We start from the raw sequence: 26,138 nt of genomic DNA on the forward strand, positions 1-26,138 counted from the left end.
CGCGGATTACTTGTACCTCTCACTATCTCCAAGTCACCGATTCAGTGGCTGAATATTGTGGGTATCAGCTAGGGTTAAGCAGGGGGCTGTCTCAAACACTCTTGTGATCCTGACAGCTACATTATCAGGGCGTCTCGGTAATATAACCATTGGGTGAATTTGATATGCTGCGCACTCGGCAGGTGGAAATGAGACGATGACTGTGCAAATCAACAGACGCATAACCCAAGGTGTACTGGTCGGTGGTGTACGGATCGGCGCCGGTAATCCCGTAGTGGTGCAGTCGATGACCAACACCGATACGGCGGATGTGAATGCCAGTGTGGAACAGATCAAGGCACTCGCCCAGGCCGGTTCGGAACTGGTGCGTCTGACTGTCAACAATGAGGCGGCAGCCGGGGCGATACCGGAGATTCGCGATCGTCTGGCGCGCCAGGGTATCGCGGTACCGCTGATCGGCGATTTTCACTTCAATGGCCATCGTTTGCTCAGGGACCATCCGGCTTGCGCCGAGGCACTGGCCAAATACCGCATCAACCCCGGTAATGTCGGCAGCGGCGAGAAGCGCGACAGCCAATTCGCCAGCATGATCGAAACCGCTTGCCGCTTTGATAAGCCGGTGCGTATCGGCGTCAACTGGGGGAGTCTGGACAAGGGTCTGGTAGCGCGCCTGATGGATGAGAATACCCGGGCTGAAAAACCTCTCGACAGTGTCGAGATGGTGCATAAAGTGATGATGGTGTCGGCCCTTGAGAGCGCTCGGCGTGCCGAGGAAGTGGGGCTCCCGGCTGATCGTATCGTACTCTCCTGTAAAATGAGTGGTGTCCAGGATTTGATTGCGGTCTATCGAACGTTGGCGGCTAAATGCGACTATGCTCTCCACCTGGGGTTGACCGAAGCGGGGATGGGCTCCAAGGGTGTCGTCGCCTCCAGTGCCGCCCTTGCGGTGCTGCTGCAGGAGGGTATTGGTGACACCATACGCATCTCACTGACTCCGGAACCCGGTGGGGCGAGAACCCAGGAGGTGATTGTCGCCCAGCAACTGCTGCAGTCGATGGGTATTCGTGCATTCACACCAGTGGTGGTTGCCTGCCCGGGATGCGGTCGTACCACAAGCACCTATTTCCAGCAGCTCGCCAAAGATGTGCAAAACCACTTGCGCAACATGATGCCGGAGTGGCGCAAGGCGCATCCAGGGGTCGAGGCAATGTCCGTAGCAGTGATGGGGTGTGTGGTGAACGGGCCTGGGGAAAGCAAACAGGCTAATATCGGTATCAGCCTGCCGGGAACCGGCGAATCACCATCGGCGCCGGTTTATGTGGATGGTGAAAAGGTGGCTACGCTTAAAGGCGATGATATCTCAGGGCAATTCATGGCATTGGTGGATGACTATGTCAGAGATCACTATTGACGAAAACTGATGAACTTCTGATTTCATCACCGTATCCCGGCCTTAAATCGAAATCAATGGAATGGGATCGCAAACAACACAAACATACCGGAGGAAACTATGAAGAGAGTGATGATAGCCATATCCCTATGCTATGGGATCTCGATGGGTGTGGTGGCGGATGAAGCCGCACCGAGTGTCAGTGTCAAGCGCCTTGCACTGGAGTCGGCGAACCGGATCGCCCTGGGTGCGATTGAGGCATGCCGAAAACAGGGTATCCAGATCGGCGTCACGGTAGTTGACCGGGACGGAACGGTACAGGCAGTCATGCGTGATACAATCGCTGCCCAGATTACGGTGCCGATCAGCCGCATGAAGGCTTTTACGGCTGCCAACTTCAACGCAGCGACTTCAGCATTGAAGAGTCGTGCAAACACACCCATTGGCCAAATCGATGGCCTGGTCATGTCTGCCGGGGGTTTACCCGTTCAGGCCGGAGGTCAACTGCTTGGTGCCGTGGGCGTCAGTGGCGCGCCCTCCGGAGAAACCGATGAGGCGTGCGCGCAGGCCGGTATCGATACTATCATTGACGATTTGGAGATGGAGATGTAACGGCCACCTTCCCGGGATAACCAGCGGGGTGTGAATGTCGTAACGATAAGCTCGCCTGTCATGTGCCGGTGTGCCCCGTGCCCTATTGTGGGGGCTGTTTCTCGGGTGTGGGCTCTGATCGCCGATAGTTAAGAGTGCAACTGAACATCTTCCTGATGACCTTGTGGTGTGGCATGCTGAGAGGACTGGTGCTTATCGCTCAGCAGGGATCTCGTCCACTGTTCCATGAGTGCATTTGCAACCGGCATGGGGGCTTCCATAAATGAAAGTGTGACACGATTGTCTGTTTCACAGACACCGAGCGAGCGGGGTCGTGTGGCCAACTGCTCAGCATCCTGCAGGCTGAAGCCGAAACAGAAAACAATATTATATGCGGCGACGATATGGTCAGCGACAATGCCTTCCGCTAGTTCCGAGGTGTGTTTCAGGTGATCGAATGTCGTGATATAGCATGCAGCCTGATGTGACTTCACCTGTTCCACAAGATAGGCGACAATCTCTTCGGTAGTGTCTAATTTGCATTCCGAAAAGTCCATTTCAATGCTGAAGATCGGAAACCCGATCTCCTTGACGACCTGTTTCAACTTACCTCTCCCTTGCCTGATGAGTCAGGAGAGCAGAATAAGATAGCGAATTGCTGCAGGCATTGAAAAAGGTCAATCTTCTGCGATTCTATGCAGATTCGGGATATCCAGGAGGAAATGGTTGGTGTTGGTTTCGACCAGCAGGCTCTGGCGCTTGAATTCAGCGATCGTACGGCTGGCCGTCTCGGTGGTGATACCCAGCATGGCGCCCATGTCTTCCCGGGCAAACAGGTTGCATTCGCTCATCTGTGTATCCTTGACGAGGCGCAACAGCAGACGGGCCACCCGCTGTTTGGCGGACCCTGTGGAGAGTTCGGTCAACCAGGCATCGGCCTCCTTCAGGGCGCGCTGCCAGCGATTGAGCAGTTCCCGGTGGAGGGCGGGATTCTCCTTGCTCAGGCTTTCCACCACACGCACCGGCAGGGCACAGACCTCGGTCTCATGAAGTACAACGGCGTCATGCTGATATGTTTCGCCTACGATGCACTCCAACCCCGTAATATCGGTGGATCGGATCAAGCGGACAATCCGCTGGCTACCGTCAGGCAGGTACTGCACAAGCTTCAGGACCCCCGAGCGTACCGTATACATGCGTTCGCCCTTATCACCTGCGCGGTAGAGTGTTGAGCCGACCGGTAGCGTATATTGATCGATAGGATCGTGTAACTTCTCGAAGTCCTTCTCTTCCAGATTGGCAAACAGCACAGACTCGCGCAGGGAGCACTTCAAACAGTCAGCCACACCATCCCTGGCATCCGTGAAAGTGACATTTTTAACCATTGCGATGTTCGTCCATAAGGGATGAACCGTTATCACCCGTATAAGCGTTGAAAAACAGGGTAGTTCAGTCAACAATACCAGATCGGAGAGAGTGTGGATAGAGCCTTCCGGCAGGCGGCTTTTCGGCAACCAAAAAGGGAATCCGAGACATAAACGAGGGTGAAATCTTGCTTAGGGTCCCGCTTCTTGATGATAACCGCGGTGCCGGCGTGCCGGGGTCGGCAATCGAATTGTTACAAGATGTAGAAAGCGGCCATGGGAATGTAAATTTCATCAGTAAACAACGGGACATGTCTTTGGGATTCTTGCAATAATAGCGGGAGTCCGTACATGGAGGAGGGTGATGACAGCCAAACCGGTTAAGGCTTCAGCGCAACATATCCTGGTGGTCGATGACCAACCGGAGAATCTGCGAAGCCTGGATCAGATATTAAGCTATAGCTATCAGGTCTCTTTGGCGGCCAATGGCCAGGCTTGCCTTGATCAGGTGGCGCAAAGCACACCTGATCTTATCCTGTTGGATGTGGATATGCCGTTGATGGACGGTCTGACTGTGTGCCGCCTGGTGAAGGCGGATCCCGCCACATCCATGATCCCCATCATCTTCGTGTCGGCCTTGTCCCGCCTCAGCGAACGTCTTGCCGGCTATCAGGCCGGAGCTGATGATTATGTCACCAAGCCTTATGATGTGGATGAACTGCTGGCTAAGATTCGTATTGCCCTCAATAACCGTCACGATCTCGAAGCGGCCCGGGAGCGCGCCCTCCTTGCCCAGGAGGAGATGGAGGCTTCTCTGGCAGCCTGTATCGAACTGAACCTACTCGCCGATTTTATCGATAACAGCCTCGATTGCGATGATTTGCGTACCCTGGGTGAGGGCCTGCTGGAGACCTTTGATCGTTTCGGTTTGAGGGTGATAGTGAGGCTTGTGGAGAGCGGACACTACTTTTCCCATGCGGGTGAAGTCGGAATGCTGGACCAGGAGATGATGGAGAGCCTTTATGATAATGGCAAAATCATCGATTTCGGTCACCGTTCGCTGTTCAACGCCGAATCGGTTTCCGTGCTTGTGCGCAATATGCCTGTCCATGACCAGACGCGCTACCAGCGTTGGCGGGACAATCTCAAGCTGCTTGTGGAGGTCGTCAACAGCCGGATCTTCAGCCTGCAGCAACAAAGCAACAAAGCAACAGGCAGAAGGAGCGGGAACGCCTGCAGCCTCTGATCGCAGGTATCCACCAGTTGATCGAGAAGCTGCAGCACTCCGGGGATGACCTGAACTGGGATCAGGCATGCCACGACCTGAACCGGTTACGCATGGCCTGGGAGTCACAGCAGGTGTGACGGCGGCAGGCCCTCAATTGTCGTTCAACCCACCTTCGGCAAATGGCTGAGTGATGCCTGAATCGCATCATCCGGGTAGTCGAAGTCTTCCAGTTCTCCTTTGAAGTAGCGGTCATAGGAACTCATATCGAAATGGCCATGACCGGACAGGTTGAAGAGCAGGGTTTTCGCTTCACCTGTTTCGGCGCAACGTTTCGCCTCCCGAACGGTGGCGGCAATCGCATGACAGGACTCCGGCGCAGGAATGATGCCCTGGGTCTTGGAAAAAAGTTCGCCGGCTTCAAAAGTCTCCAGCTGAGGGATGGCCACTGCGCTCAATAATCCCTCGTTGTAGAGTTGACTGACGAGTGCCGAATCACCGTGATAGCGCAGACCGCCGGCATGTATGCCGGGCGGCATGAAATCGTGGCCCAGCGTGTACATTTTCGTCAAAGGTGTGAGACCTTCCGTGTCGCCATAATCATAAGCGTATACGCCTTTGGTCAATGTGGGGCATGAGGTCGGTTCAACGGCAACCAGATCGATCTCCTTGCCTGCCGCCTTGTCGGCAAAGAACGGGAAGGCGATACCGCCGAAGTTTGAGCCCCCTCCGCAGGGAGCGTAGATCGCATCGGGGTATTCCCCTACAAGTTCCAGCTGCTTTTTCGCCTCTTCGCCGATAATGGTCTGGTGCAGCAATACATGATTGAGCACCGAACCCAGAGCGTAGTTGGTATCCGACCGGCCGGCAGCCTCCTCGACGGCTTCGGAGATGGCGATACCCAATGACCCGGGAGAGTCGGCATCCTGTTGCAGGATATGACGTCCCGACTGGGTTATGTCAGTAGGGCTCGGAAAGACCTCGGCGCCCCATGTCTGCATCATCGAACGACGATAGGGTTTCTGTTGATAACTGACCTTGACCATATAGACCCTGACTTCCAAATCGAACAGTTGTCCGGCAAGGGCCAGGGAGCAGCCCCATTGCCCCGCCCCCGTTTCGGTGGCGAGTCTTTTGATACCCTGCAGTTTGTTGTAATAGGCTTGCGCGACCGCGGTATTCGGTTTGTGCGATCCCGCCGGGCTGACCGCTTCATTCTTGAAATAGATCTTGGCGGGTGTCTTGAGCGCCATCTCCAGGCGCTCAGCTCGATAGAGGGGGGACGGCCGCCACAGACGCAGCACTTCACGGACCTCATCGGGAATAGGGATCCAACGCTGCGCGCTCACCTCCTGTTCGATAATGGCGTCAGGAAAGATTGCGCTGAGCGCATCCGGCGTTACCGGAGAGCCGTCGGGGGCAAGGATCGGCGCCGGTGGATTGGGCATATCAGCCACGATGTTATACCAATGGGTCGGCATATCTGCCTCTTTCAGCAGAATCTTGGTCTTCATAAGTTATCGTCTCCCGCTACTTGGCCCGAGTCCCAAATAGTGATTTGATAGCCCGTCCATGATGCAGATCTTGTTTGATTGGAATGGGTGTTTTTCCATATCCTGGTAACGATGCAGGATATTAATGAAACTACCGATTAATTAACATGGCGATAATCACATAACGACTGGTTTTTTGCCAGCCGAGTTGGTTGGACTGGCATAGGATAAAGCTTTTAATTGAGAGATGTCATGAATGATTCCACCCGGGTATTTCGATGCCGCTGATAACCTTGCGCAGGCTGCATCTCAGCTATGGCGATCGGCCGTTACTGGATGATATCGATCTCAACATCGAGAAGGGGGAGAGGATTGCGCTGCTTGGCCGTAACGGGGCCGGAAAGTCAACCCTGATGCGAGTCATTCAGGGTGGCGTCGTGCCGGACGACGGGGAGCGTGTCGTAAGCAGCGGTACAAGGATTGCGCATCTGATCCAGGAGGTGCCGGATGAGGTCGAGGGAAGTGTCTTCGATGTGGTGGCGGACGGCGTCGGTCAACTCGCCGACAAGATCAAGGCCTACCACAAAATCAGCCATCAGCTTGCGGAGACGGGCGATGATAGCCTGTTGTCATCGCTGTCGAAGGCGCAGCACGAGCTCGAGGCCGTTGAGGGCTGGCAACTGGAGCAACGGGTTGAGACAGTCATATCCAGGATCGGTCTGGATGCCGATACCCGGTTCAGTGCGCTGTCGGGAGGCCTGAAGAGGCGTGTCTTACTGGCTCAGGCCCTGGTGATGGAACCGGAGTTGCTGCTCCTCGATGAACCCACCAACCACCTCGATATCGAGGCCATACGGTGGATGGAGGAATTTCTTCTCGGCTATCCTGGTGCAATCCTCTTCGTCACCCATGACCGGGCATTCCTGCGTCGGATCGCGACCCGGATTCTGGAACTGGATCGCGGCAGCTTGACCGACTGGCCGGGTGACTACGCCAATTTTTTACGCCGCAAGCAAGAACTGTTGAATGCGGAAGAACAGGCCAATCAGCGTTTTGACAAACGGCTTGCCCAGGAAGAGGTCTGGATTCGACAGGGCATCAAGGCGCGGCGTACCCGCAATGAGGGTCGGGTCAGGGCGCTTAAGGCAATGCGCGAGGAGCGACAGCAGCGGCGCGATCAGCAGGGCAGGGTAAAGATGCGGATCGATGCGGGAGAGCGCTCAGGCAAGCTGGTGGTGGAGGTCGAGGATATCAGTTACGCCTGGGAGGAGAAGCCGGTGATACGGGATCTCTCCACCACCATCCTGCGCGGTGACCGGGTGGGTATTATCGGTCCCAACGGCTGCGGCAAGACAACCCTGTTGAACCTGTTGCTGGGCGAACTGCAGCCCGATTCGGGCAGGGTCAAACTCGGCACCCAGCTGCAGGTGGCCTATTTCGATCAGCTTCGCGGTCAACTCGATGAGGAAGGCTCGGTACAGGATAATGTGGGAGGCGGCAGCGACAAGGTGGAGGTCGGCGGTAAAAGCAAGCACATCATCGGTTACCTGCAAGACTTCCTGTTTACCCCGGAACGCGCCAGAAGCCCGGTGAAGGCACTCTCCGGCGGTGAGCGCAACCGTCTCTTGCTGGCCAAGCTTTTTACCAAACCGGCCAATGTGCTGGTGCTCGACGAGCCGACCAACGATCTGGATGTGGAGACCCTGGAGTTGCTTGAGGAGCTGCTCTCCGACTACCCGGGAACCCTGCTGCTGGTCAGTCACGATCGGGAGTTTCTGGACAATGCGGTGACCAGCTGCCTGGTCTTCGAGGGTGAAGGCAGGGTGGTGGAATATGTCGGTGGTTTCAGCGACTGGGAGGCCCATACCCGAGCCAGGCAACCGGCGGGATCTAAACCAAAGGGCGGGAGCGGGGTCAAGTCTGTTCCGGAGAGGCCGAAAAAGAAGAGTGAGAAGCTGAGTTACAAAGACCAGCGGGAGCTCGACGCGCTGCCTCAGAAGATTGAAGTACTTGAAGTGCGGCTCGGCGAGTTACAGACCAGGCTGGGCGATCCGGACCTCTATCGTACCCAGGGGGAACGGGTGGCAGAGCTTCAGCAGCAGATGTCCGCGGTGCAACTGGAACTGGATCAGGCCTATGAGCGTTGGGAAACACTGGAATCGATGCAGACCGGCAGTTGAACGAAGTGCTGTCACCCTATTCCTGCTGACTTTGATGACGCTGGTTTGGGCAGGTGACGCCATGGCGGGCGCCAGCTGTGCCGTGGCGAAGCGTCTCGGCGACTCCCTGGCCATCGAATGGGTGGCCGCTCCGGACGAGAGCGTCGAGTCGGCCATCCACAAGACCAAGCAGAAGCTGATCGAACAGGGCTACCGCAAAAAAGGTCAGGACGTGCACGCCCAGGCCAGTACCGGGTTGCGCCATGCCCACATGGTCATAGTCAAGACCACCTATACCACAATGACGGGGCGCACCCGCACCAGCTACGGCTGCGGCTACAGCCCGCGCTCGTCCGCCGAAGCCGAACGGGCGGCGCTCTATGATCTGCGCAACTACTCCTGGGGCTGGAAACCGGAACTGGGATATGAAGTGCTGCAGTCGTTTCGCTACTGATCGACCGCTGATTGAACCGATACCTGCGATAGAAAAGCCAGTCTGGCTCTATACTTTAATCTATAGCTCCATACCTGGAGCTGTAATCAGCCCGAGGAAATATTGAGTTACCCTTGAGGAGTGGATTGCGACAGGTTACCTGTAGTTCGTCAACCGACCCCGGTGTACACAACGGTTCCAGAGGTATGACCAGGGCATTGATTGGAGGCCGGGTTGAAGTGATTGACAGAAAAACGCACTGGCAAAACATATATCGGGAGAAACCTCCCTCGGAAGTGAGCTGGTATCAGACAGAACCGAAGCTATCGCTGGAATTGATCCATCGCTGCCGGGTTGCCAGGGACGGGGCGATCATCGATGTAGGGGGTGGTGCGTCGGTACTGGTCGATTACCTGTACAGGCAAGGTTATACAAACCTGGCTGTATTGGATATCTCCGATAGGGCGCTGGCTGTCGCTAAACAGCGACTGGGAGATGCGGCAGGTAAAATTGAGTGGTTCGAGTCCGATATTACAGAATTCAAATCACCCCACCTGTTTTCGCTTTGGCATGACCGGGCTGTGTTTCACTTCTTGACCGATAAATCGGACAGGGATGCCTATATAGAGGCGCTGAAGCTGGCATTGAGGCCAGCAGGCCATCTGATTATCGCAGCGTTTGCGATCGGGGGTGCGAAAAAGTGCAGTGGTTTGGATATCGTGCAATATGATGCATCAAAACTAAAGCGTGAGTTGGGCGTGGCGTTCGAGTTGGTGGAAGAAAAAGATGAGATGCATATAACGCCGGCAAACAAAGCGCAGCAATTTACCTATTATCATTTTGTCAGGGAAACGGGCAGCTAGGCCCTAAGGTTACAATGGCTATCTATGTTTTACTGGCAATAAATATCGCCAGCATATTTATTTGTCACCAGATCGCGAAATCGCGTGGCGGCAGGCCGGTATTGTGGGCGGTTCTGGGTGCGGCTTTCGGCCCACTTGCGATCCCTTTTGCATTAATGATCAAACCCGGCCAGGTGGATAGGACAGGAAAGTAGTCCTTTATCCCGCGGTGATCTCTCTGATCGATTCCAGGTGCCGGTTAGGTTCGGTTGTGCAGGATCATTCGCGGCTCGCGCTATCTGAGGTGGCCGGTATCACGACATGTGGGCAGTCCGCCGCGATCTCGTTATACACCTGCCATGACGTGCCCTCATACCTGCGGGAGAAATGGAACGGAATCAGGTGACGGACAGCGGCGCTGTTGGCGATCTCCGCGCAGGCGGTCGTGGTCAGGTGGCCAGTGCGCCGGGCCTGCGCGGCATCCTTCTGCATGAATGGGGATTCGCAGAACAGGGTATGTGCCTGTCCGGCCAACTGGGTGAGTCGATCGCGGTTATGGGGCGTATCGGCCAGGTCGGTGGCATAGACGATTTTACTGCCGGGTGTGGTCAGGGTGAGGGCGGCAGCCAAGGCGCCAATCGTCTCACTGGTTCCATCCGGCAGGGAAAGAGACTCATCTAGCCGCTGTTCGATCAACAGCTGCTTCAGCCTGGTCAGCCAGGGACCGGGTTGCAGCCCGCGTTCACTGAGTCTCTCCTCGAGCACATTGATCTGCGGCACAGGTTCGAAGGCGTAGGCGATGACGGGTATGCCGTGCTCGAGGGTGACGGCGCGCACGCGAAATCCGGGCTCATCGAGTACGATGCCATTCTCGATCACTGTCTCGCCGTCTGGCCGAATGCCTGCCGAACCAGCCTGCAGATTGTAGCGGATCAGTTGTTCGCCATGCAGCTCCGCGATCTCAAACCGGGGGCCTCGATCAGCGATCCGGTCCCAATGGATGCCGTTGATCAAATGCTCTATCTGCGTAGCGAGGCCCGGAGGCCCATAGAGCCGGCATCTTTCCGATTCGCCGATGCGCGATCGCAGCAGCCAGAGAAAACCGCAGATGTGATCCATATGGGTGTGGCTGATGAAGACGTCGCTGACCTGGTGCGCGATCCGCGCCGGGAGCCGTGCGCCGTCACCCAGGTCGAAGAGCAGGCTGCGCCGCTGGTGTGCCAGGCGGAGATGGAGTTGCGGGTCGCCGAACACACCATTCATCAAGACTGCGGTTGCACTGGGGGTCTGCACCATGGGCCGGGGTCCCGTATTCTGCGGCAGCTTGTCGTCGGGCACCAGATCGGAGGGGGGGAGGTAACGTACCACGCTCTCCGCAAAGCGTTTGCCGGTCACCAGCAATCCCGACTCGTCCCGGACCGCATCGCGCACCAGGATAACCCCTGTCCGCCTGTTATCCGGGGGTAGCAGGATCCGGAGTCTCTCCTCCCCCATGTCAACCACCTCACCCATACCGACCGTGAGGGATCCATCGAGAAACGCAACCTGCTTGCCCACCCAGGCTTCGGTTGCCTGGCGGGGCGGTGTCCCCAGGATAGCGACTTCGGACAGGTCGATCTCCACCTCGCTCGCATGGGACAGGTAGTCGTCCCAGTGGCGTGTTCGCTGCCGGTCGCGAATGCCCTTTCCCGGCCGGCTCGCCGACGCTGAAGCCTCGACAGCCACGACCTCGGCAGCCAGCGACTGCAGCTCCTGGCTAAGGTGGAGTGGCTGTCCCTCGCGCATCAACACCATCACCAGATCCACATCTGCACGGTGTGCCAGTGATATCAGGAGTTCAGCCCCCGCCACACCCCGCACAACCCCGGGTGTATCGAGCAACAGTGTGCCGCCTTCCACCTGGCTGGCCAAATCACCGGCGGCCTCGATCAGTGGCAGGCGGAAACGGGCGGCGTCGAGACTACAGACAGCCGCGCGACCGACAACCTCCCATGCGTCCTGTTTCCATAGGCCCAGATTGACCGCGCCTGGAATACCGAATGCCGGCATCCCCGGGTCCGCCGCGAGACAGTGGACCGGTCTGCCTGCCTTGTGCAGCGATCCCGCCAAGGCTTTTACCAGCGTGCTCTTACCGATGCCGGGTGGGCCGACCAGCAGTACCCGTCGTGCCCGGGCCAGTAGCAGCTTGGACAATGATTCCGGATGCTCTGCGGAGAAATGTCGCTTCATCTGTGCAGGTCCATATGATGGAGGCAAGTTTTCGGTGGTGGTTGACAGGTCCGGATAGAGGCTGCCGAATTTCGTCACAGCTTATCACCTAAGCATATTGGATTATGGAAAATTGGGTATTTCAGGGATGAAACGAGCAGGGGAAAAATCAGCAGGCAATGGGTGCGTGGCGTGTTCCTCGCTGCCGTTGCAGTCGTTGAGCGGTTGCAGGAGAGAGAAGTAGCGCTACACTGATTCCATCGGGTCCCGTCCGTAGACAAATAATCAGGTATTCCCAAGGGGGTTATATGGCGCCAAGAATTCTCGCATTCGCAGGTAGCAGCAGGAATGGATCCTTCAATAAAAAGATCCTGTCGATTGCCGCTGCGGGGGCCGAGGCGGCCGGGGCGGATGTTACGCGGATCGATCTGGTGGATTTCCCGATGCCGCTCTTCAATCAGGATCTTGAGCGCGAACAAGGGATTCCGGAGAATGCACTTGAATTTAAAAGACTTCTGATGGCTCACGATGCCTTCATTATCGCGTCTCCGGAATATAACAGCGCGTTCAGTCCATTGCTTAAGAACGTTATCGACTGGGCATCCCGTGCCGAATCGGAAGATGAGCCGCCGCTGGTGGCTTTTCGAGGTAAGACGGCCGTGATCCTGGCTGCATCTCCAGGGGCCTTGGGCGGGCTTCGTGGATTGGTTTTTTTAAGGATGCTGCTCGCCAATATCGGTGTAACGGTTTTGCCTGACCAGCAGACCGTTCCACAGGCATTCAAGGCCTTCAATGATGATGGATCGCTGATGGACGGGCGTAAACAAGAAGCTGTTTTGGCGCTTGGCCGCAAGCTGGCGAATACAGCGGGTAAACTGAACGCCAAATAAAGGTCCACGCTATAATTCCATGTGCGATATTCAATGTATGTCATTGCCAGGCTTGACGGGTATTATCGCAAAGCTTCCCAGACAGATTCATAGATAAGGAGTGCCGGTGATTGCAGACATCGTGGTGGTCCTGATCGCTTTCCAACACATCGCTTTTCTTGTGCTGGAGATGTTCCTTTGGGACAAGCCGGTGGGACTGCGTGTGTTTGGTCATAGCAGAGAGATCGCGGCGATTACGCGTGTGTTGGCCGCCAATCAAGGCTTGTACAACGGCTTTCTGGCTGCCGGGCTTTTGTGGGGGGTTATCCTGGGCGCCGATGGTACGGGCGTGAAGATCTTTTTTCTGAGCTGTGTTCTGCTTGCCGGTGTTTACGGTGCGGCAACCGCCGGCAGAAATATCCTGTTTATTCAGGCTCTTCCCGCGGCGATAGGTCTGTTGCTCGTATTCTCATCGTAGAGATCCACCGAGTTGTTTCCGTCTGCTTACGTGGGAGCACCCCGATAGTAGTGCCATAAAAACAGTGAACCCACACTTCTCCAGGGCGACCAATGGGCGACCAGTTCCCGCGCCTGTTTGACCGACGGTTTATCCGGCAGGTTTTTCAGTTGCCCCACTGCGACGCGCAAGGCCAGGTAGTCGGCGGGAAAGATGTCCTGTCGTTGCAGTGAGAACATCAGGTAGATCTCGGCACTCCAGCGACCGAATCCCCGGATTGCCGTGATGCTGGCTATCGCATCATCATCACTCATCGCAACCAGACCGTCGATATCAAATCTTCCTGACACGACGGCTTCCGCCATGCCTTTGGCGTATTCAATCTTGCGGAATGACAGGCCGGCATCACGTAAAACCCGGTCCTCAGTCACTAACAGTGCGCCGGCGGACAACTCTGGCAGACAATCTTTCAACCGACCCATGATCGCCCGCGCCGCTTCAGTTGAAATCTGCTGACTGACAATCGTCGACAGGAAGGTCTCAAACCCCTTTGGTCGGATGCGGGGGGATGGCGGGCCCAGTTCAGCATATGCCTGTTTGAGTTGCGGATCGACCAGGCTCAATGCTTTCATGCCTACAGCGATGTGTTGGGTATTCATGCTGGCTGTGGTGGATGGATAAATAAACACAGGTTCTCTGGGTAGAATGGCATATTCTGTGGTGATCATCATAGGATGGAGTAGGGGTACATCTGATTTTTAACTTCCCAATCGCGGGGCAGGGTCCCACCAAGACAGTTTAGAAGATCATACGAACGCAAAGATTCTCAAAGTGCCAGGTTGATTCGGATTGAACAACAAGAATCGGATGGATGAAATCGATCAGCTGCGCTCTAATGGATAAAACAGAAGCGTCATGAGGAACGATGGCATGACATTGCCGGTAAAAACAGTAATGCATCGAGCGGTTGCGCAACGAGACAAATACTACGATGGTCGCTTTCTCTATGGCGTGATCACGACGGGCGTCTTCTGCAAGCCATCTTGTACGAGTCGTCGTGCGCGAGCTGAGAATATTCGCTTCTTTGCCGATGCGGTATCGGCTATGAATGCGGGTTTCAGACCTTGCCGGCGCTGTCGGCCAACGGATAGTGTAAACAGCATGAAATGGCTTTGTGATATTGCCCGGTTTATAGAGAAACATGCGCATGAGCGTCTGACCTTAAACGGCTTGGCGAATCATGTCGGTTTATCACCATCTCACTTGCAGCGTCGATTCAAGGCGGCTTTCGGGATCTCACCCAAGGCCTACCAGGATGCAGTCCGTGTCAGGCATTTGAAAAGATCACTCAAGCAGGGGAAGGATGTCACCAGCGCCATCTATTCCGCAGGCTTCGGTTCGGTCAGTCGCGTCTATGGCGAAGCGTCGCATCAGTTTGGGATGACGCCAAAGGCTTACCGGTCTGGCGGCACGGGAGAAACTGTTTATTATGCCTGCCGTGATACGGCTATTGGTCCGATGTTGATGGCGGCGACCCATCGGGGTGTCTGTTTCGTGGAGTTCGGTGAGGATGAACGTACTCTAATGGATCAATTGAGCGAGGAATTTCCTTGCGCGAAGATCGCCGCTTCACCCGCCGAAGATGCACCCGAACTCGATCTCTGGATCGAGGCGCTTGATGCGCATATCAGTGTTGGCGCGCCCCGTCCCGACCTGCCGCTCGACCTACGCGGTACCGCATTTCAAGTGAAGGTATGGCGCTTTCTGTGCAGCATCCATGCCGGGGAGGTAATGACTTACACGGATGTGGCGGTGAAAATCGATAAGCCGAAGGCAGCACGTTCAGTGGGTTCCGCCTGTACGGCGAACCGGATCGGCGTGCTGATTCCCTGTCATCGCGTATTGCGGGGAGACGGTAAGCTTGGTGGCTATCGTTGGGGAGTTGACAGGAAGCGGGCATTGTTGGACCTGGAACGTTCAAGAATTGACGAAAATAAATCCTCTGACATCTAACGCATGGGCAAGCGCTAAGCGAGCGGCAACGAGACTGCGGAGTTATTCCTGGATCGATCAAGCATTATCTTGCATGCCTGTTGTTCGGTCTTACAGTGTCTAAACTATACAAACCCACAACTGCAGATTACATAGCCATGTCTGAATTAAAACTGTATGACTATCCCAGGTCGGGAAACTGCTACAAAGTGCGGCTGCTGCTCTCCATGTTGGGTCTCGATTATGCACGAATCGACACCGATGTGCTTAAAGGGGAGACACTGACGGCTGAATTCAAACAGCTCAATCCCCGTGGTCAAGTACCGGTATTGCTGGATGACGATCTGATTGTTTGGGATTCGATGGCGATCCTGGTATATCTCGCCAGGCGGTATGGTGACCGGGACTGGCTGCCAACTGATCCTGTTGCCGAGGCCGGCGTCATGCAATGGTTGGCGGTGTCGGAAAATGAATTACTCTACGGTCTGGCGCGGGCGCGAGCCACGCTGGTGCTTGGCCGGCCCTTCGATTTGGCGCAGTGTCAACAGGTTGGACGGGCCGGCCTGGCGGTGATGGAAGGGCGGTTGGCGGGTGTCGATTGGTTGGCGGGTGAAAATGTTACCATTGCCGATATCGCCTGTTATCCCTATGTATCGTTGGCTTCTGAAGGGGAGGTCTCTGTGCAGCCCTATCCCGCCGTTTGCGGATGGCTTGAGCGAATTGAGGCATTGCCGGACTGGGTGCCTTTTCTACCCGGGTGAATGCCTGTACCGGCATTACGCTACGCCTCCATTAAATTCAGTTAGCCCTCCCCCAAAGGATAGTGATAGCCATGGTCTGGTATGGAAGTTCAGAAAAGACTAATATAATAAGATTAGTGATTTCCGTATGTTTGCCGTCAGAGCATGGATTAATGGGATATTCCATTCGGAGGTTGATATGAAACGATTGATCCTGTCACTGTTAATAAGTCTGACCAGTTTCTCTCTCCAGGCAGATGTGGCTGTGTTGGTACACGGTTATCTGGGCAGCGCTTATTCCTGGCAGCATAGCGGCGTGAATGCGGCACTGACAAGCCATGGTTGGCAACCGGCCGGCATTATCACGCCAAGAGGGTTGCTTCCCGCACCTGTCGGTTCAGCGGAGAATAAATTCTATACCGTTGAGCTGCCATCGATGGGGCCGGTGGGTTTGCAGGCTGACATGCTGCGAAACATGCTGGGTCTGGTGACTCAACAACATCCTGAGGAACCGATTATCCTGGTTGGGCACTCCGCAGGTGGTGTGATAGCGAGAATGGCCTTGGTGCAGGGAGGCGTGGATACTCCCAAGGCATTGATTACCATCGCATCTCCCCATCTGGGTACAGTGCGTGCAGTCGAGGCTTTGGATGAGACCGACGATCCATTTCCCATCAGCGTCATCAAAGAGTTCTTCACCGGTGAAATCTATGATGTGGTACGCGATTCATGGGCGGTATTGCTGGATCTTGTGCCGGAGCGGCCGGGCAATCTGCTGTTTTGGTTGAACCGGCAGCCCCATCCCTCGATCCGTTATGTCTCGATAGTGCGTACCGGTCCGGTGGGATTGGGTGATGAACTGGTTCCCGCCTTCAGTCAGGACATGAACAATATTCAGGCCCTGAACGGGCGATCGGAGACACGGCTGTTCTCCGTCAGCCATGCCCTGCAGCCATTGGACGGCAGAGTGTTGGTGGAGCTATTGGCAGAACTATGACAGCATTGGTTTAGAGGTACAGCGGCGTTTTAAGTCGATAGTTGCAGCATGAGCGGATAGAGTGGGATAACTACACAATCTCCACTACCCGCATGATGATTTTACTCCTGCGTCTGTCACTTGTTCGTCGCTCTTCTCCCTGATTCGAAGCCTGTGTATGGCTACGCCTGTCGCGGCTGGGAAATCTCCGCTGGTAGCGATGGGGTTTGAGGAACAAGCCATTCACGGTTTTACCGTCCAGGTTTTCGATGATGGTGTTGGCCAGTTTGGGCGACTCTACCTGCACGATTGCGTGATACTCCAATAATTCCGTATCTAAATCCATGATTTGGATAATTTTCGATCGTTTGATGGTGCTCTTCTTTTTTGCCGGTATCAGAGACCAACCGGATCGGGTGCCCCTCATCGTGGCTTTCCTGATCTCCTTGGAGGATACCCCGCGTGGGAGATGTTTATAAAAGATCCACATATGCTCTCTTCTCCTAACCTCATGCATGATGGCCTGATCCACAGACAGAGAGCGATGTTTGATCTTATCCAGTGATATACAGCTCCTCCAAGCTCCCTGCAGTTGTGATCTCTTTATCTAAGTCTGCAGTTGTTGATGTCTGCAATACCATTTCAATATTGCAGTGGCCATTCATGATTGTTAATTTTGTTGTTGGCTGTAACAGTATAGCTTCATTTTTTGACTATGCGTAACTGTCAATGATGCGGGGTATTCGCTTAGGCAGCCGTGAATTGTGAAGAACTGTATAGCAAAATTTTCATATGTTGTTTGCAGTCAATACGGAATATACCTCATGGTAGGTATCTTGGAATTCGATAAAAACCCTTGGATATCAGAGGGGTTGTAATGTAATTATCATTATCTGCCACAGGTTTAATCATGTTGATCTGCCGGTTGATAATATAGTGTTCCGCATGGTCAATATCGATCGGATAGTTGTCGATGAATCATTCAATGCGGGGTGAGTGATACGTCATGAACGGTCCTGGCTGATATAGACTAATGACGAAGTGATATGGCTAGTCTGATTCGGCGTGCCAGCGATGAGGAATAGACGCAGATAGCTGGTCCGGGATTTAGCAGGGAGGATCAGTATTTAGCTTAACGAAGAGTAATGATCCATGCGCCAGGTTGTCGCTTTTTCACTTAAACAGCGTGTCTTCTACAATCTGATGTTTGTAGTGTTGATCGTTGTCGGCTTCATCTCTCTGTTCGCACTTCCAGCAGAACGTTATCCGAATTTCGGGTTTGGCGAGGTCATCATCTCCACTGTCTATCCGGGCGCCTCTTCCGTGGAAGTTGAGAGTCTGGTGACAAGGAAAATCGAAGATGCCTTGGAAAAGGTCGATGATGTGGAGTGGATCAGCTCCACATCTTTCAATGGGCGCTCGAATATTCGTCTTAAATTCGTAGACGATTCCGATTACGACGCACTCTATAACGAAGTCAGATTCGAAGTGCTCAATATCGTCAGTGAGTTGCCGCAGGGTGTGGATCCTCCTTCGCTGCTGAATGCCAAGGTGCAGGATTGGTTGCCGGTTATAACCATCAACCTTGTGGGCGATCATAGCAATCGTGCATTGGCATTGATGGGCGAGGAGATAAAGACTCGCTTGCTGAAGATTCCCCATGTACAGCAGGTCGATTTCTCCGGTAAACAGACGCAAGAGTTTCATATCTATCTCGATCCACAGAAACTGCGTGAGGTCGGGATCGGTTTCGATCAGGTGGCATCGGCATTACGTGCCGCCAATCTCAGTATTCCGGCTGGAAAGTACACCAATGAGAGTGGCGAATACCTGATAAAACTGGACGAACGTTTTCATTCCCTCGATCAGGTGCAATCGACCGTAGTTCGCAGAGATGCGGATGGCAGCCTTGTTCGTATCCAGGACCTGGTCTCCCGAATGGGTATGGGATATCGCGATCCGATTGTGATTGCATCTGTGAATGGGAAACCCGCATTGGGATTGAAGGTGATCAAGTCAGATCAAGGGAACGCAATGGAGATTCGCGATCAGGTGGTTGCCTTGATCGATGAATTCCGCCCCCCGTTGGAAATTCAGGGTGTGGATGTGGTACTGACTCAGGATTCGACCATCTATATCAAGGATGGCTTGACCACATTGGGCATGAACATGTTGGTCGGTATTATCCTGGTATCGCTGATCATCTGGTATTTCATGGGTGTTCGAAATGCCGGTTTGGTGACTATCGGTATCCCGTTCTCGTTCATGATCACCATGCTGATCATGTATCTTACCGGTAACAGTCTGAATGAGATCACCCTGTTCTCCTTCGTGCTGGTGACCGGTATCGTGGTGGATGATGCCATTGTCGTGACAGAGAATATCTATCGTCACGTGCAGGAGGGTAAGTCTCTTCGTGAGGCAATAATCAACGGAACGGCTGAGGTGGCGCTGCCGGTGATCTCGGCCACCATGACTACCGTGGCCGCGTTTTTGCCGATGTTGATCATGTCGGGTTCCACAGGGCAGTTTTTTGCCTTGGTGCCGAAGGCAGTGAGCTTCGCCATTATCGCCTCCCTGGTGGAGTGTCTTCTGATTCTGCCGATTCACTACCTGGATTTCGGGCCGCGTCAGCAGAGTGCTGTTGATTTGCTGGAGCGGGACAATACCTTGATGCGGGTTGTGCGACGGTTTACCGATTGGCTGTTGTCGCTGACACTGCGGTTTCGCCTTTTGTCCGTACTGGTTGTTTCTTTGCTGTTTGCCGTATCGGTAATGATCCTTGCACTTTCCGCGAGCGGTAAGGTGCCGCTGATCAGGATTCAATTTTTTCCCGACGACTACAAGCTCTATTACGTCGATATTGTAGGGCCCAGCAATATTTCGATTCAAGAGGTGGATGAGCGCGTCAAGCGTATCGCGGAGACTGTCATGGAGGACGGACCGGGGATGGCGAGTGCCGCCGCGGGACTGGCCGGTCTCTATTTCAACGAGGACTATGAACCCGTGTATGGCAACAATCATGGTTCGGTGATGGTAACCATGCCCAGTGCTTCCGAACAGAGCTTTGACGATCCACTTGCCCACCTGGATCGTATGCGGGAGAAGTTGAAGCCGATCCATGAGACGGATGGTTATACACTTCATGTCCATCCGCAAAATGACGGTCCTCCAAGCGGCAAGGATATCAATGTGCGGGTAGTGGGAGCGAATGTGGAGGCGGTCTCAGGCCTGGCCGGGGAGTTATTGACCTATATGCTCGAATCGCCGGATATCGGCCCACATTTGATCGGTCTGGATGATGATCGCGGGGTTCACAAACGTGTATTCCGTCTGTGGGTCGAGCAGGAGAGAGTGGCTGAGTTCGGTCTGGACAACAGTCAGGTAGCAAGACTTGCGGCGAGCGTGCTCGACGGTCGTTATCTGGGTAAGTACCGGCATATCGATGAAGAGGTGGACCTGAAACTCCGGATCGATTCCGGTGCGTTACAGGATCCTGAGAATGCACTCTATATTCCTGTGGTGGAGGATGCTGAGCGCCCTGTCTATCTGGCGGACCTGGTGCGCGTGGAGGCATACAATGAACCCGGTGAGATCAAGCGCTATCAGGGTCAACGGGCGATCAGTCTGAAGGCGGATATTCGAGAAGGCGCACCCACATCGACCCCGGCGATCGTCAACCTGGTGAGGGATCGCTTTGAGACGATTCGTGATCGCTATCCGGGTGCGACGGTAACCTTTGGCGGTGAGCATGAGGATACCCAGCGATCATTCGAGTCTCTGGCATATGCCTTCATCATTGCGGTGCTGGTGATGTATGTGATTCTGGCAACGCAGTTTCAATCCTATCTGCAGCCTCTGATTATCTTGTCCGCCGTCGTTTTTGCGTTGATTGGCGTCGTATTCGGAAAGTTGGTGACCCAATCACTCTTCACGGTGAACAGTTTCATTGCCGTGATCGGCGTGGCCGGGGTTGTGGTCAATGACGCCCTGGTACTGATCGACTTCATCAACAAACGGTATCGCAAGGGGCTATCCCGTCGTGCGGCGATTATCGAGGGTGTCCATATCCGTCTGCGCCCGATTCTGTTGACTACGTTGACGACATCTCTGGGATTGTTGCCGATGGCGATAGGGTTTCCCAGTTACTCGCTGATCTGGGGAACCATGGCATCCACTTTTGTCACCGGTCTTGCCACGGCCACCGCGCTGACGCTGTTTATCATTCCTGTTCTGTGGGATCTACTGCAGGGCCTTCAGGAGCGATTTCAAAAACATGAAATCGCGGGTGAACAAACTGTGGAATAAAAAACGCCCGCATCGAGCGGGCGTCATGATCGAGAGGAATGAAAACTCTGTTAGCCGTTTCTTTTTCTGCCAAGGCGTGAGGCGCCGATGCCCAGCAGTCCCATTCCCAGCAGTACCAGGGTTGAAGGCTCGGGTACATTCACTTCGACTTCCTCATCTATGGGTCCCGGTGCGTCATCATAGGTATAGCTGACAAAGATGTTGCCGCTCCAGGAATTGAATTTGGTGCGTTGGAGGCAGTTGTCATATGGGCCGCAACGGGTCAAATCCGCAATCAAAGTCCGAACGAGCCTGAAATCCAGGGGGTCAGGTCCGACAAAATCGCTTAAGCTGAAACTTGCCAGATCGAATGCATCGTTGAACGTACCACTTTCTTCGCTGCTGTCAGCACAACTGAGAAGATCTTGGCAGCTGTTTCTTGTGACTTCATGGTTCCTTTCAACTTCACGGTTCGGATCAATCAGGCGAATCGCCTGGTTGCTGACAGAGCGGCCGGCACCTGAGGCGCTGCCTCTGAAGCGACTGTCATAGGAACGGACCACGGAACCGAGATCCCAATCCGTTTCAAACCAGATATCCACATCCAGCAACTGTCCGAGAGAGCCGTCGAAGCGATCCATCGAGACCGTCTGCACGTCTCTGACCACTGTCCTGATATTATTTCCCAGTTCATCTGTACCTGTGAAATAATCATTGACTGAGTCGTTGCTGCTGAAGCTGAAGGAAACCATGTCACCGATACTCATGACGGTCGCGCTCGATGTGGTGCTGAAGGCACAGAGAGCTATGATTGCACTTGTCTTGAGTAGAGTCTGCTTAATGTTCATGACGGATCCTCAAATTAATCCTTAAAACTACTGTTGCTGCCTTATTAATACAGATTTCGTGCCAAAAATATATTACCTAATAAATTCAATATGATATGAATATCCGCTAATTGTTTAATATGTTAGTGTAAACTAATCCGACATCTACCTGATTGTGCATTAACTTCTTTATAAACAATATATTATGCATGTATTAGTGACTGATTGGGAATAATACTCCTACAAAATGTCAGATATTTGCATCGAGGTGTAAGAGTTTTCAGAAAAGATGAAATTGATTGCGATAGAAACGGCTGCCGAAGCCTGTTCGGCGTCTCTATATCTCAGCGGTGAAGTGTCAATCCGCTACAAAATCATGCCCCGAGGTCACAGTGAGCTGATCCTCGAGATGGTTGACGATCTTCTGCGGGAGGCCGGTCTGTCGCCTACCTCCCTGGATGCAGTCGCTTTCGGACGCGGTCCAGGTTCGTTTACCGGTGTTCGGATTGCAACGGGAGTGATTCAGGGGATCGCCTTTGCGGCGGACTTGCCGGTGGTCGGTGTTTCGACCCTGGCGGCATTGGCGCAACGGGCCTACCGGGAGAAGGGGGAGCGAAATCTGCTCGCTGCTTTCGATGCCAGGATGGGAGAACTCTATTGGGCCGGTTACCGGGTTGCTGAAAAGGAGCTGGTCGTACCCGCAATACCGGAGCAGGTGGGATCCGCGCAACAGGTTGAGATGCCTGACGGCGGCGAGTGGTATGGCGTCGGTTCCGGGTGGGGCGCCTATGGCGAACAGCTGGAACGGCGCCTGGAGGCTCATTTACTGGGTTTCAAAGCCGAGATTCACTGCAGTGCCCGTGATATCGCATCGCTGGCGGCAGAGGATTACCTTGCCGGGTTGGCCGTGGCGCCGGAGCTTGCGCTGCCGGTCTATCTGCGTAACCAGGTCGCCAAAAAAATGTAATTTTAAAGTAATCCCCGGCCGATCAATTGATGTTATCGGGCATCCTTAAAAGCTGATGCCGATACTACCAAAGCCTCCCCCACCGGAACTGGCGCCGAAACCAAAGCGTATGCGCGGCTTTGGTCTGGATTTATGCTCGGGCCAGAGTGTGATCTCATCACAGTCTAAGATCGGGAATGGGTAAGGGCTATCGGCGACCTGGCCTTGGCGGACTTCCGACAACTTACCGGTCGCCGTTACCAGCCGGCCGACGGCATATTCCACCGTTTCGAGATAGCCGGGCTGTTGCGCAATGAAGCGACCGATGGTGTTGGCGTCCGTATCGGGGTGGCCGTCTTCATCGAGGGGATAGGCCAGGATCTGAATCTCCGTGGTCTCACGCAGGTTCCTGGTTTCGATAATGACACCACCCCATTGCAGGAGGTTGCTGCTGTCTGAAGGCTGAGAGGAGGCGGCCTTCAGTGGGGTGATGCTACGGTCGGCAGCAGGGATGACCGGTTTGCTGCTGCAGGCATGCAGTATGGCCGCCGTGATCAAGATGAAAAACCAGCGCATCGGATCCATTACCAGTAGTAGTAGGGGTATCTACGCCAATAGGGATAATAAAACGGATCGTAGAAGGGATCGTAATAGTAGGGATGGGTGTAGACCTTCTCTTCCGGCCACAGGTAATAGGCCTCTACCTCGACAACCGGGTAGGGGTACGGGTAGTCACCGACAGGTTTTTGCACAACTTCAACAATATTGCCGGTGATGGTGATCTCCCGGTTCTTCGGATACTCCTCCGGTTCCAGGTATCCCTCGATGCGTGCGATGAAACGGCCGATGCTGCGACTGTCGTCTTTGGGTTTGCCCTCATCATCGAGCGGGCGGGAGAGGATTTCGATCCGGGTCTCCTGCGCCAGGTTCTCCACCGAGATGATGTCGCCGCCCCAACGGATCTTTGCATTCGAAAACTGCTGTTTATGCTGTTGCACCTCGTCCACCCGGACATCTCCCGCCGGCGGCGTGCCGATAACCTTAGGGACATGAGAGGCACACCCCGTAAACAGGAAAATGCCGAGGATGCCGACGGGCATGAGTCTGTAGCGTTTAGTCATGATACAAATCATCTATCCATGGCATTGGGGTGTCTACATCGGTTTGACTCTGTGTGTATGATTAAATTCACTTCAGCCAAAATCTGCATCCGTTGAGTCTTGACCGCCCTTGTAGCAGCCATGAGGTGGCGTCAATTGTCACAAATGAGAGTCGATATCATCCAGTGCTACTCGACAATCCGCTCCTTCTCCGCTTCTTCCTGGTAGTAGTAGTCATAGTTCTGATGCATATGGTTGGTAAACGACCAGGCTTCGTTGTACGAAAGACCGCTGTTCTTGGGGATGATGACCTTGACGTAGAGATTGTCTTCCTGCCGTTTCAAACGACTGAGGTTTTGTTCCAGTTGCTTGCGGGATATCGACGAAAATCTACTGTCTTCAGGCCCTTTGTAATCGATGCGAAAATATTGTCCGGATTTGGTATAGCGTACCTCAACCACCGTTTTACCTTTTGCGGTTCGGGCCGGCCGTAACAGCTTATTGTATTGAATCTTGAGCTGTGAATAGTCCTGTTTGAGGTCGATCAACTGTTCATCCGCTTCCTGGGTACGTGTCAGGGCGGCCAGTAGCTCCTGGTCTTTCTCCCGCAGTGTTAGGCGAATTTGTTCCAGATCCTGTTGTGTACTTTCCTGGCGGGCAGTGGCCTGTTCCAGGTCGAGCCGGAGACGTTCGATATTGCGGTTGGATTCACTGACCTGGTTCTGCAGCCGGCTGGTCTCCTGGTTCAACCGTGTCACCTGGGTGGTCAACAGCTCACGCTCCTGTGTCAGCGCCTTGGTCTTGTTATCGAGTTCATCCCTTTCGCGACTGAGGTTGGTTATCTGAAAGCGCTGGCTTGAGATCGCCGCCTCTTGCTCTTCAGAGCGTTCGGTCATCCGCATCAGCTGCATGCGTAACATGGTGATTTCATGCTCACGGGCTATCAACCGCTCTTCCAGGGTTTCATTCTGTTCGTCCGTGGTGCGCACCAGCTCCAATGCTTCCTGCTCCGAAGCGATGGACAACCTGAGTTGGCTGAGCAGTTCCATGTTGCGCAACAACAGGATCACCATCGCCAGCAGGAAAATCATCACGACAACGGTCATGATGTCCGTGAAAGAGGGCCAGAAGCTGTCTTCTCCCTGGTTTCCCTGCTGATTGAGACGGAGATCGATGAAGTTATTTTCCATCGGGGTCAATCATCCTCATGCAGGCGGAAACCACGCTTCAGTACGTGTTTTATCTCCGCCATGTCGTTATGCAGCGTATCACTCTTCTCTTCGTAGCCTTGAAGGGTTTCCAGGATGCGTTGTTCAACGGTTTCAAAGGTCTGTTGGGACTGTTCCATTTGGTTGACCAGTTCCTGAAGGGAGCGCACCAGGCCGGTGAATTCGTACAGTGCGCTGTCGGTTTGAACCTGAAATCGTGGAATCAGCTCATTCACGGTAACCTGCTCAACCGCACTGATCAGGTTGGTCTGGACATCACCCAGCTTGATATGAAAATAACCGAAGAAGATGAAACATATGATCGCAGTAATGGTGGTTGAGAGTGCCGTGGACATGCCGTGGACCACCAGGCCCATACCGCTTACATTGATCGAGGTGGCGAGCTGATCGGAGGCGCCGATCAAGGCTATCGACAGGGAGACGATAGTACCGAAGACACCGGTCAGAATAAGAATGTTGTTGATGAACCTGGGCAGGCTGTTACGGGTACTCTCATTTGCCACCAGGGTGGATGCCAGGGACCCATGGTTGATCGGGCAGTTTGCCTTATGCAAGCCCAGCATGGTCCGGTAGCGGTTGGCTATGATGGCCTTTTTATGGATCCGCTTCAGCGGGTCCTGTTCGCCTTCACGCAGGTTGCGCAGGAATCGGATCAGGGCATTTTCTTCCGCCACATAATGGAGGAAGATGGTGATCATACGCAGGACACCGATGGCGAACAGCCCGATGATGGTGCCGTTGATGATCAACCCGGTGCTGGTGAGTTGATTGCGGAAATAGACATCGTTGATGAACTCGTATTTCCATACGATGAGTGCTGCGATCACAGCGGAGAGGAGTATCATCCGTATCAGGATATTACGGCTGAAGTTTCGACGTAACTGTATGCTTCCCAACGCTCTGCTCCCGGCGATATAGAATCTTGTTATCAGTCACTAAATGCGGCGAGGTCAATGGGATGGATTGCAGCGTTGATGCTCAGTTAGCGAAAAAAACAGATGCGTGTCGAT

The 26,138-nt window shown here is 54.2% G+C and carries 24 protein-coding genes; 13 read left to right on the forward strand and 11 right to left on the reverse strand.

The window, feature by feature from the left end:
• Nucleotides 1–196: 196 nt before the first annotated feature.
• Both ispG and CODIS_RS05245 read left to right on the forward strand, forming a co-directional pair.
• Nucleotides 197–1,411 carry a flavodoxin-dependent (E)-4-hydroxy-3-methylbut-2-enyl-diphosphate synthase gene (gene ispG, locus CODIS_RS05240; RefSeq protein ID WP_069121836.1) on the forward strand — a complete coding sequence of 405 codons (1,215 nt, stop codon included), beginning with the start codon at nt 197–199 and terminating at the stop codon, nt 1,409–1,411.
• 99 nt (nt 1,412–1,510) lie between these two features.
• Nucleotides 1,511–2,002 carry a GlcG/HbpS family heme-binding protein gene (locus CODIS_RS05245; RefSeq protein ID WP_069121837.1) on the forward strand — a complete coding sequence of 164 codons (492 nt, stop codon included), beginning with the start codon at nt 1,511–1,513 and terminating at the stop codon, nt 2,000–2,002.
• A 128-nt stretch (nt 2,003–2,130) separates the two neighbouring features.
• Here the strand turns inward: CODIS_RS05245 and CODIS_RS05250 are convergent, their stop codons facing one another.
• Both CODIS_RS05250 and CODIS_RS05255 read right to left on the reverse strand, forming a co-directional pair.
• Nucleotides 2,131–2,586 carry a DUF6858 family protein gene (locus CODIS_RS05250; RefSeq protein ID WP_069121838.1) on the reverse strand — a complete coding sequence of 152 codons (456 nt, stop codon included), beginning with the start codon at nt 2,584–2,586 and terminating at the stop codon, nt 2,131–2,133.
• 72 nt (nt 2,587–2,658) lie between these two features.
• Nucleotides 2,659–3,366, reverse strand: coding sequence for a cyclic nucleotide-binding domain-containing protein (locus CODIS_RS05255; protein WP_069121839.1), 708 nt, complete (start codon nt 3,364–3,366; stop codon nt 2,659–2,661).
• Nucleotides 3,367–3,709: 343 nt separating this feature from the next.
• Here CODIS_RS05255 and CODIS_RS05260 point away from each other — a divergent pair, with 343 nt between their 5' ends.
• Nucleotides 3,710–4,591 carry a response regulator gene (locus CODIS_RS05260; protein WP_069121842.1) on the forward strand — a complete coding sequence of 294 codons (882 nt, stop codon included), beginning with the start codon at nt 3,710–3,712 and terminating at the stop codon, nt 4,589–4,591.
• A 143-nt stretch (nt 4,592–4,734) separates the two neighbouring features.
• Here CODIS_RS05260 and CODIS_RS05265 read toward each other — a convergent pair whose 3' ends face one another.
• Entirely contained in the window at nt 4,735–6,084 is a 1,350-nt protein-coding gene (locus tag CODIS_RS05265; RefSeq protein WP_069121845.1) for a TrpB-like pyridoxal phosphate-dependent enzyme, read from the reverse strand.
• Between the two features lie 257 nt (nt 6,085–6,341).
• Between CODIS_RS05265 and uup the strand changes: the two genes are divergently transcribed.
• The 3 genes from uup to CODIS_RS05280 all read left to right on the forward strand — a co-directional run bounded on the left by uup (nt 6,342) and on the right by CODIS_RS05280 (nt 9,518).
• On the forward strand, nt 6,342–8,243 hold the full coding sequence (gene uup, locus CODIS_RS05270) for an ATP-binding cassette ATPase Uup (protein WP_069121847.1): 1,902 nt from the start codon (nt 6,342–6,344) through the stop codon (nt 8,241–8,243).
• Nucleotides 8,200–8,676, forward strand: a complete 477-nt coding sequence (locus CODIS_RS05275) for a hypothetical protein (RefSeq protein WP_154723016.1) — start codon at nt 8,200–8,202, stop codon at nt 8,674–8,676. Before uup ends, CODIS_RS05275 begins: the two co-directional genes overlap by 44 nt.
• A gap of 218 nt (nt 8,677–8,894) precedes the next feature.
• Nucleotides 8,895–9,518 carry a class I SAM-dependent methyltransferase gene (locus tag CODIS_RS05280; protein WP_069122235.1) on the forward strand — a complete coding sequence of 208 codons (624 nt, stop codon included), beginning with the start codon at nt 8,895–8,897 and terminating at the stop codon, nt 9,516–9,518.
• A gap of 258 nt (nt 9,519–9,776) precedes the next feature.
• Here the strand turns inward: CODIS_RS05280 and CODIS_RS05290 are convergent, their stop codons facing one another.
• The gene (locus CODIS_RS05290) at nt 9,777–11,804 is read right to left on the reverse strand and encodes an MBL fold metallo-hydrolase (protein ID WP_235615134.1); all 2,028 of its coding nucleotides are present in this window, start codon (nt 11,802–11,804) and stop codon (nt 9,777–9,779) included.
• A gap of 209 nt (nt 11,805–12,013) precedes the next feature.
• Here CODIS_RS05290 and CODIS_RS05295 point away from each other — a divergent pair, with 209 nt between their 5' ends.
• Complete coding sequence (locus CODIS_RS05295; protein ID WP_069121855.1) at nt 12,014–12,595, forward strand: NADPH-dependent FMN reductase; 582 nt, start codon at nt 12,014–12,016, stop codon at nt 12,593–12,595.
• A gap of 106 nt (nt 12,596–12,701) precedes the next feature.
• Nucleotides 12,702–13,052, forward strand: coding sequence for a DUF1304 domain-containing protein (locus CODIS_RS05300; protein ID WP_305782089.1), 351 nt, complete (start codon nt 12,702–12,704; stop codon nt 13,050–13,052).
• A 26-nt stretch (nt 13,053–13,078) separates the two neighbouring features.
• Here the strand turns inward: CODIS_RS05300 and CODIS_RS05305 are convergent, their stop codons facing one another.
• Complete coding sequence (locus tag CODIS_RS05305; protein ID WP_069122244.1) at nt 13,079–13,690, reverse strand: DNA-3-methyladenine glycosylase family protein; 612 nt, start codon at nt 13,688–13,690, stop codon at nt 13,079–13,081.
• Between the two features lie 271 nt (nt 13,691–13,961).
• Here CODIS_RS05305 and ada point away from each other — a divergent pair, with 271 nt between their 5' ends.
• The 3 genes from ada to CODIS_RS05320 all read left to right on the forward strand — a co-directional run bounded on the left by ada (nt 13,962) and on the right by CODIS_RS05320 (nt 16,760).
• Nucleotides 13,962–15,044 (forward strand): bifunctional DNA-binding transcriptional regulator/O6-methylguanine-DNA methyltransferase Ada, encoded by a 1,083-nt coding sequence (gene ada, locus CODIS_RS05310; RefSeq protein WP_069121864.1) that lies wholly within the window; start codon nt 13,962–13,964, stop codon nt 15,042–15,044.
• A 137-nt stretch (nt 15,045–15,181) separates the two neighbouring features.
• Nucleotides 15,182–15,784 carry a glutathione S-transferase family protein gene (locus tag CODIS_RS05315; RefSeq protein WP_069121866.1) on the forward strand — a complete coding sequence of 201 codons (603 nt, stop codon included), beginning with the start codon at nt 15,182–15,184 and terminating at the stop codon, nt 15,782–15,784.
• Between the two features lie 178 nt (nt 15,785–15,962).
• Nucleotides 15,963–16,760, forward strand: coding sequence for an esterase/lipase family protein (locus CODIS_RS05320; RefSeq protein WP_069122251.1), 798 nt, complete (start codon nt 15,963–15,965; stop codon nt 16,758–16,760).
• A gap of 70 nt (nt 16,761–16,830) precedes the next feature.
• Here CODIS_RS05320 and CODIS_RS05325 read toward each other — a convergent pair whose 3' ends face one another.
• Complete coding sequence (locus CODIS_RS05325) at nt 16,831–17,166, reverse strand: hypothetical protein (protein WP_154723017.1); 336 nt, start codon at nt 17,164–17,166, stop codon at nt 16,831–16,833.
• A gap of 725 nt (nt 17,167–17,891) precedes the next feature.
• Here CODIS_RS05325 and CODIS_RS05330 point away from each other — a divergent pair.
• A complete protein-coding gene (locus CODIS_RS05330) occupies nt 17,892–21,047 on the forward strand; it encodes an efflux RND transporter permease subunit (protein ID WP_069121873.1) in 3,156 nt (1,051 codons plus the stop codon).
• 50 nt (nt 21,048–21,097) lie between these two features.
• Here CODIS_RS05330 and CODIS_RS05335 read toward each other — a convergent pair whose 3' ends face one another.
• Nucleotides 21,098–21,874 (reverse strand): PEP-CTERM sorting domain-containing protein, encoded by a 777-nt coding sequence (locus tag CODIS_RS05335; RefSeq protein WP_069121876.1) that lies wholly within the window; start codon nt 21,872–21,874, stop codon nt 21,098–21,100.
• A 268-nt stretch (nt 21,875–22,142) separates the two neighbouring features.
• Here CODIS_RS05335 and tsaB point away from each other — a divergent pair, with 268 nt between their 5' ends.
• The gene (tsaB, locus tag CODIS_RS05340; protein WP_069121878.1) at nt 22,143–22,820 is read left to right on the forward strand and encodes a tRNA (adenosine(37)-N6)-threonylcarbamoyltransferase complex dimerization subunit type 1 TsaB; all 678 of its coding nucleotides are present in this window, start codon (nt 22,143–22,145) and stop codon (nt 22,818–22,820) included.
• Between the two features lie 45 nt (nt 22,821–22,865).
• Here the strand turns inward: tsaB and CODIS_RS05345 are convergent, their stop codons facing one another.
• The 4 genes from CODIS_RS05345 to CODIS_RS05360 form a co-directional block, all read right to left on the reverse strand.
• Nucleotides 22,866–23,375: a Slp family lipoprotein gene (locus tag CODIS_RS05345; protein WP_069122254.1), complete on the reverse strand. Its 510-nt coding sequence runs from the start codon at nt 23,373–23,375 to the stop codon at nt 22,866–22,868.
• Between the two features lie 8 nt (nt 23,376–23,383).
• Nucleotides 23,384–23,920: a Slp family lipoprotein gene (locus CODIS_RS05350; RefSeq protein WP_235615135.1), complete on the reverse strand. Its 537-nt coding sequence runs from the start codon at nt 23,918–23,920 to the stop codon at nt 23,384–23,386.
• Between the two features lie 167 nt (nt 23,921–24,087).
• A complete protein-coding gene (locus CODIS_RS05355) occupies nt 24,088–25,089 on the reverse strand; it encodes a hypothetical protein (RefSeq protein ID WP_069121883.1) in 1,002 nt (333 codons plus the stop codon).
• Between the two features lie 5 nt (nt 25,090–25,094).
• Nucleotides 25,095–26,024, reverse strand: coding sequence for a hypothetical protein (locus CODIS_RS05360; RefSeq protein ID WP_069121885.1), 930 nt, complete (start codon nt 26,022–26,024; stop codon nt 25,095–25,097).
• Nucleotides 26,025–26,138: the final 114 nt, after the last annotated feature.

The sequence above is a fragment of the Candidatus Thiodiazotropha endolucinida genome (genome assembly GCF_001715975.1).
GTDB classification, from domain to species: Bacteria; Pseudomonadota; Gammaproteobacteria; order Chromatiales; family Chromatiaceae; genus Thiodiazotropha; species Thiodiazotropha endolucinida.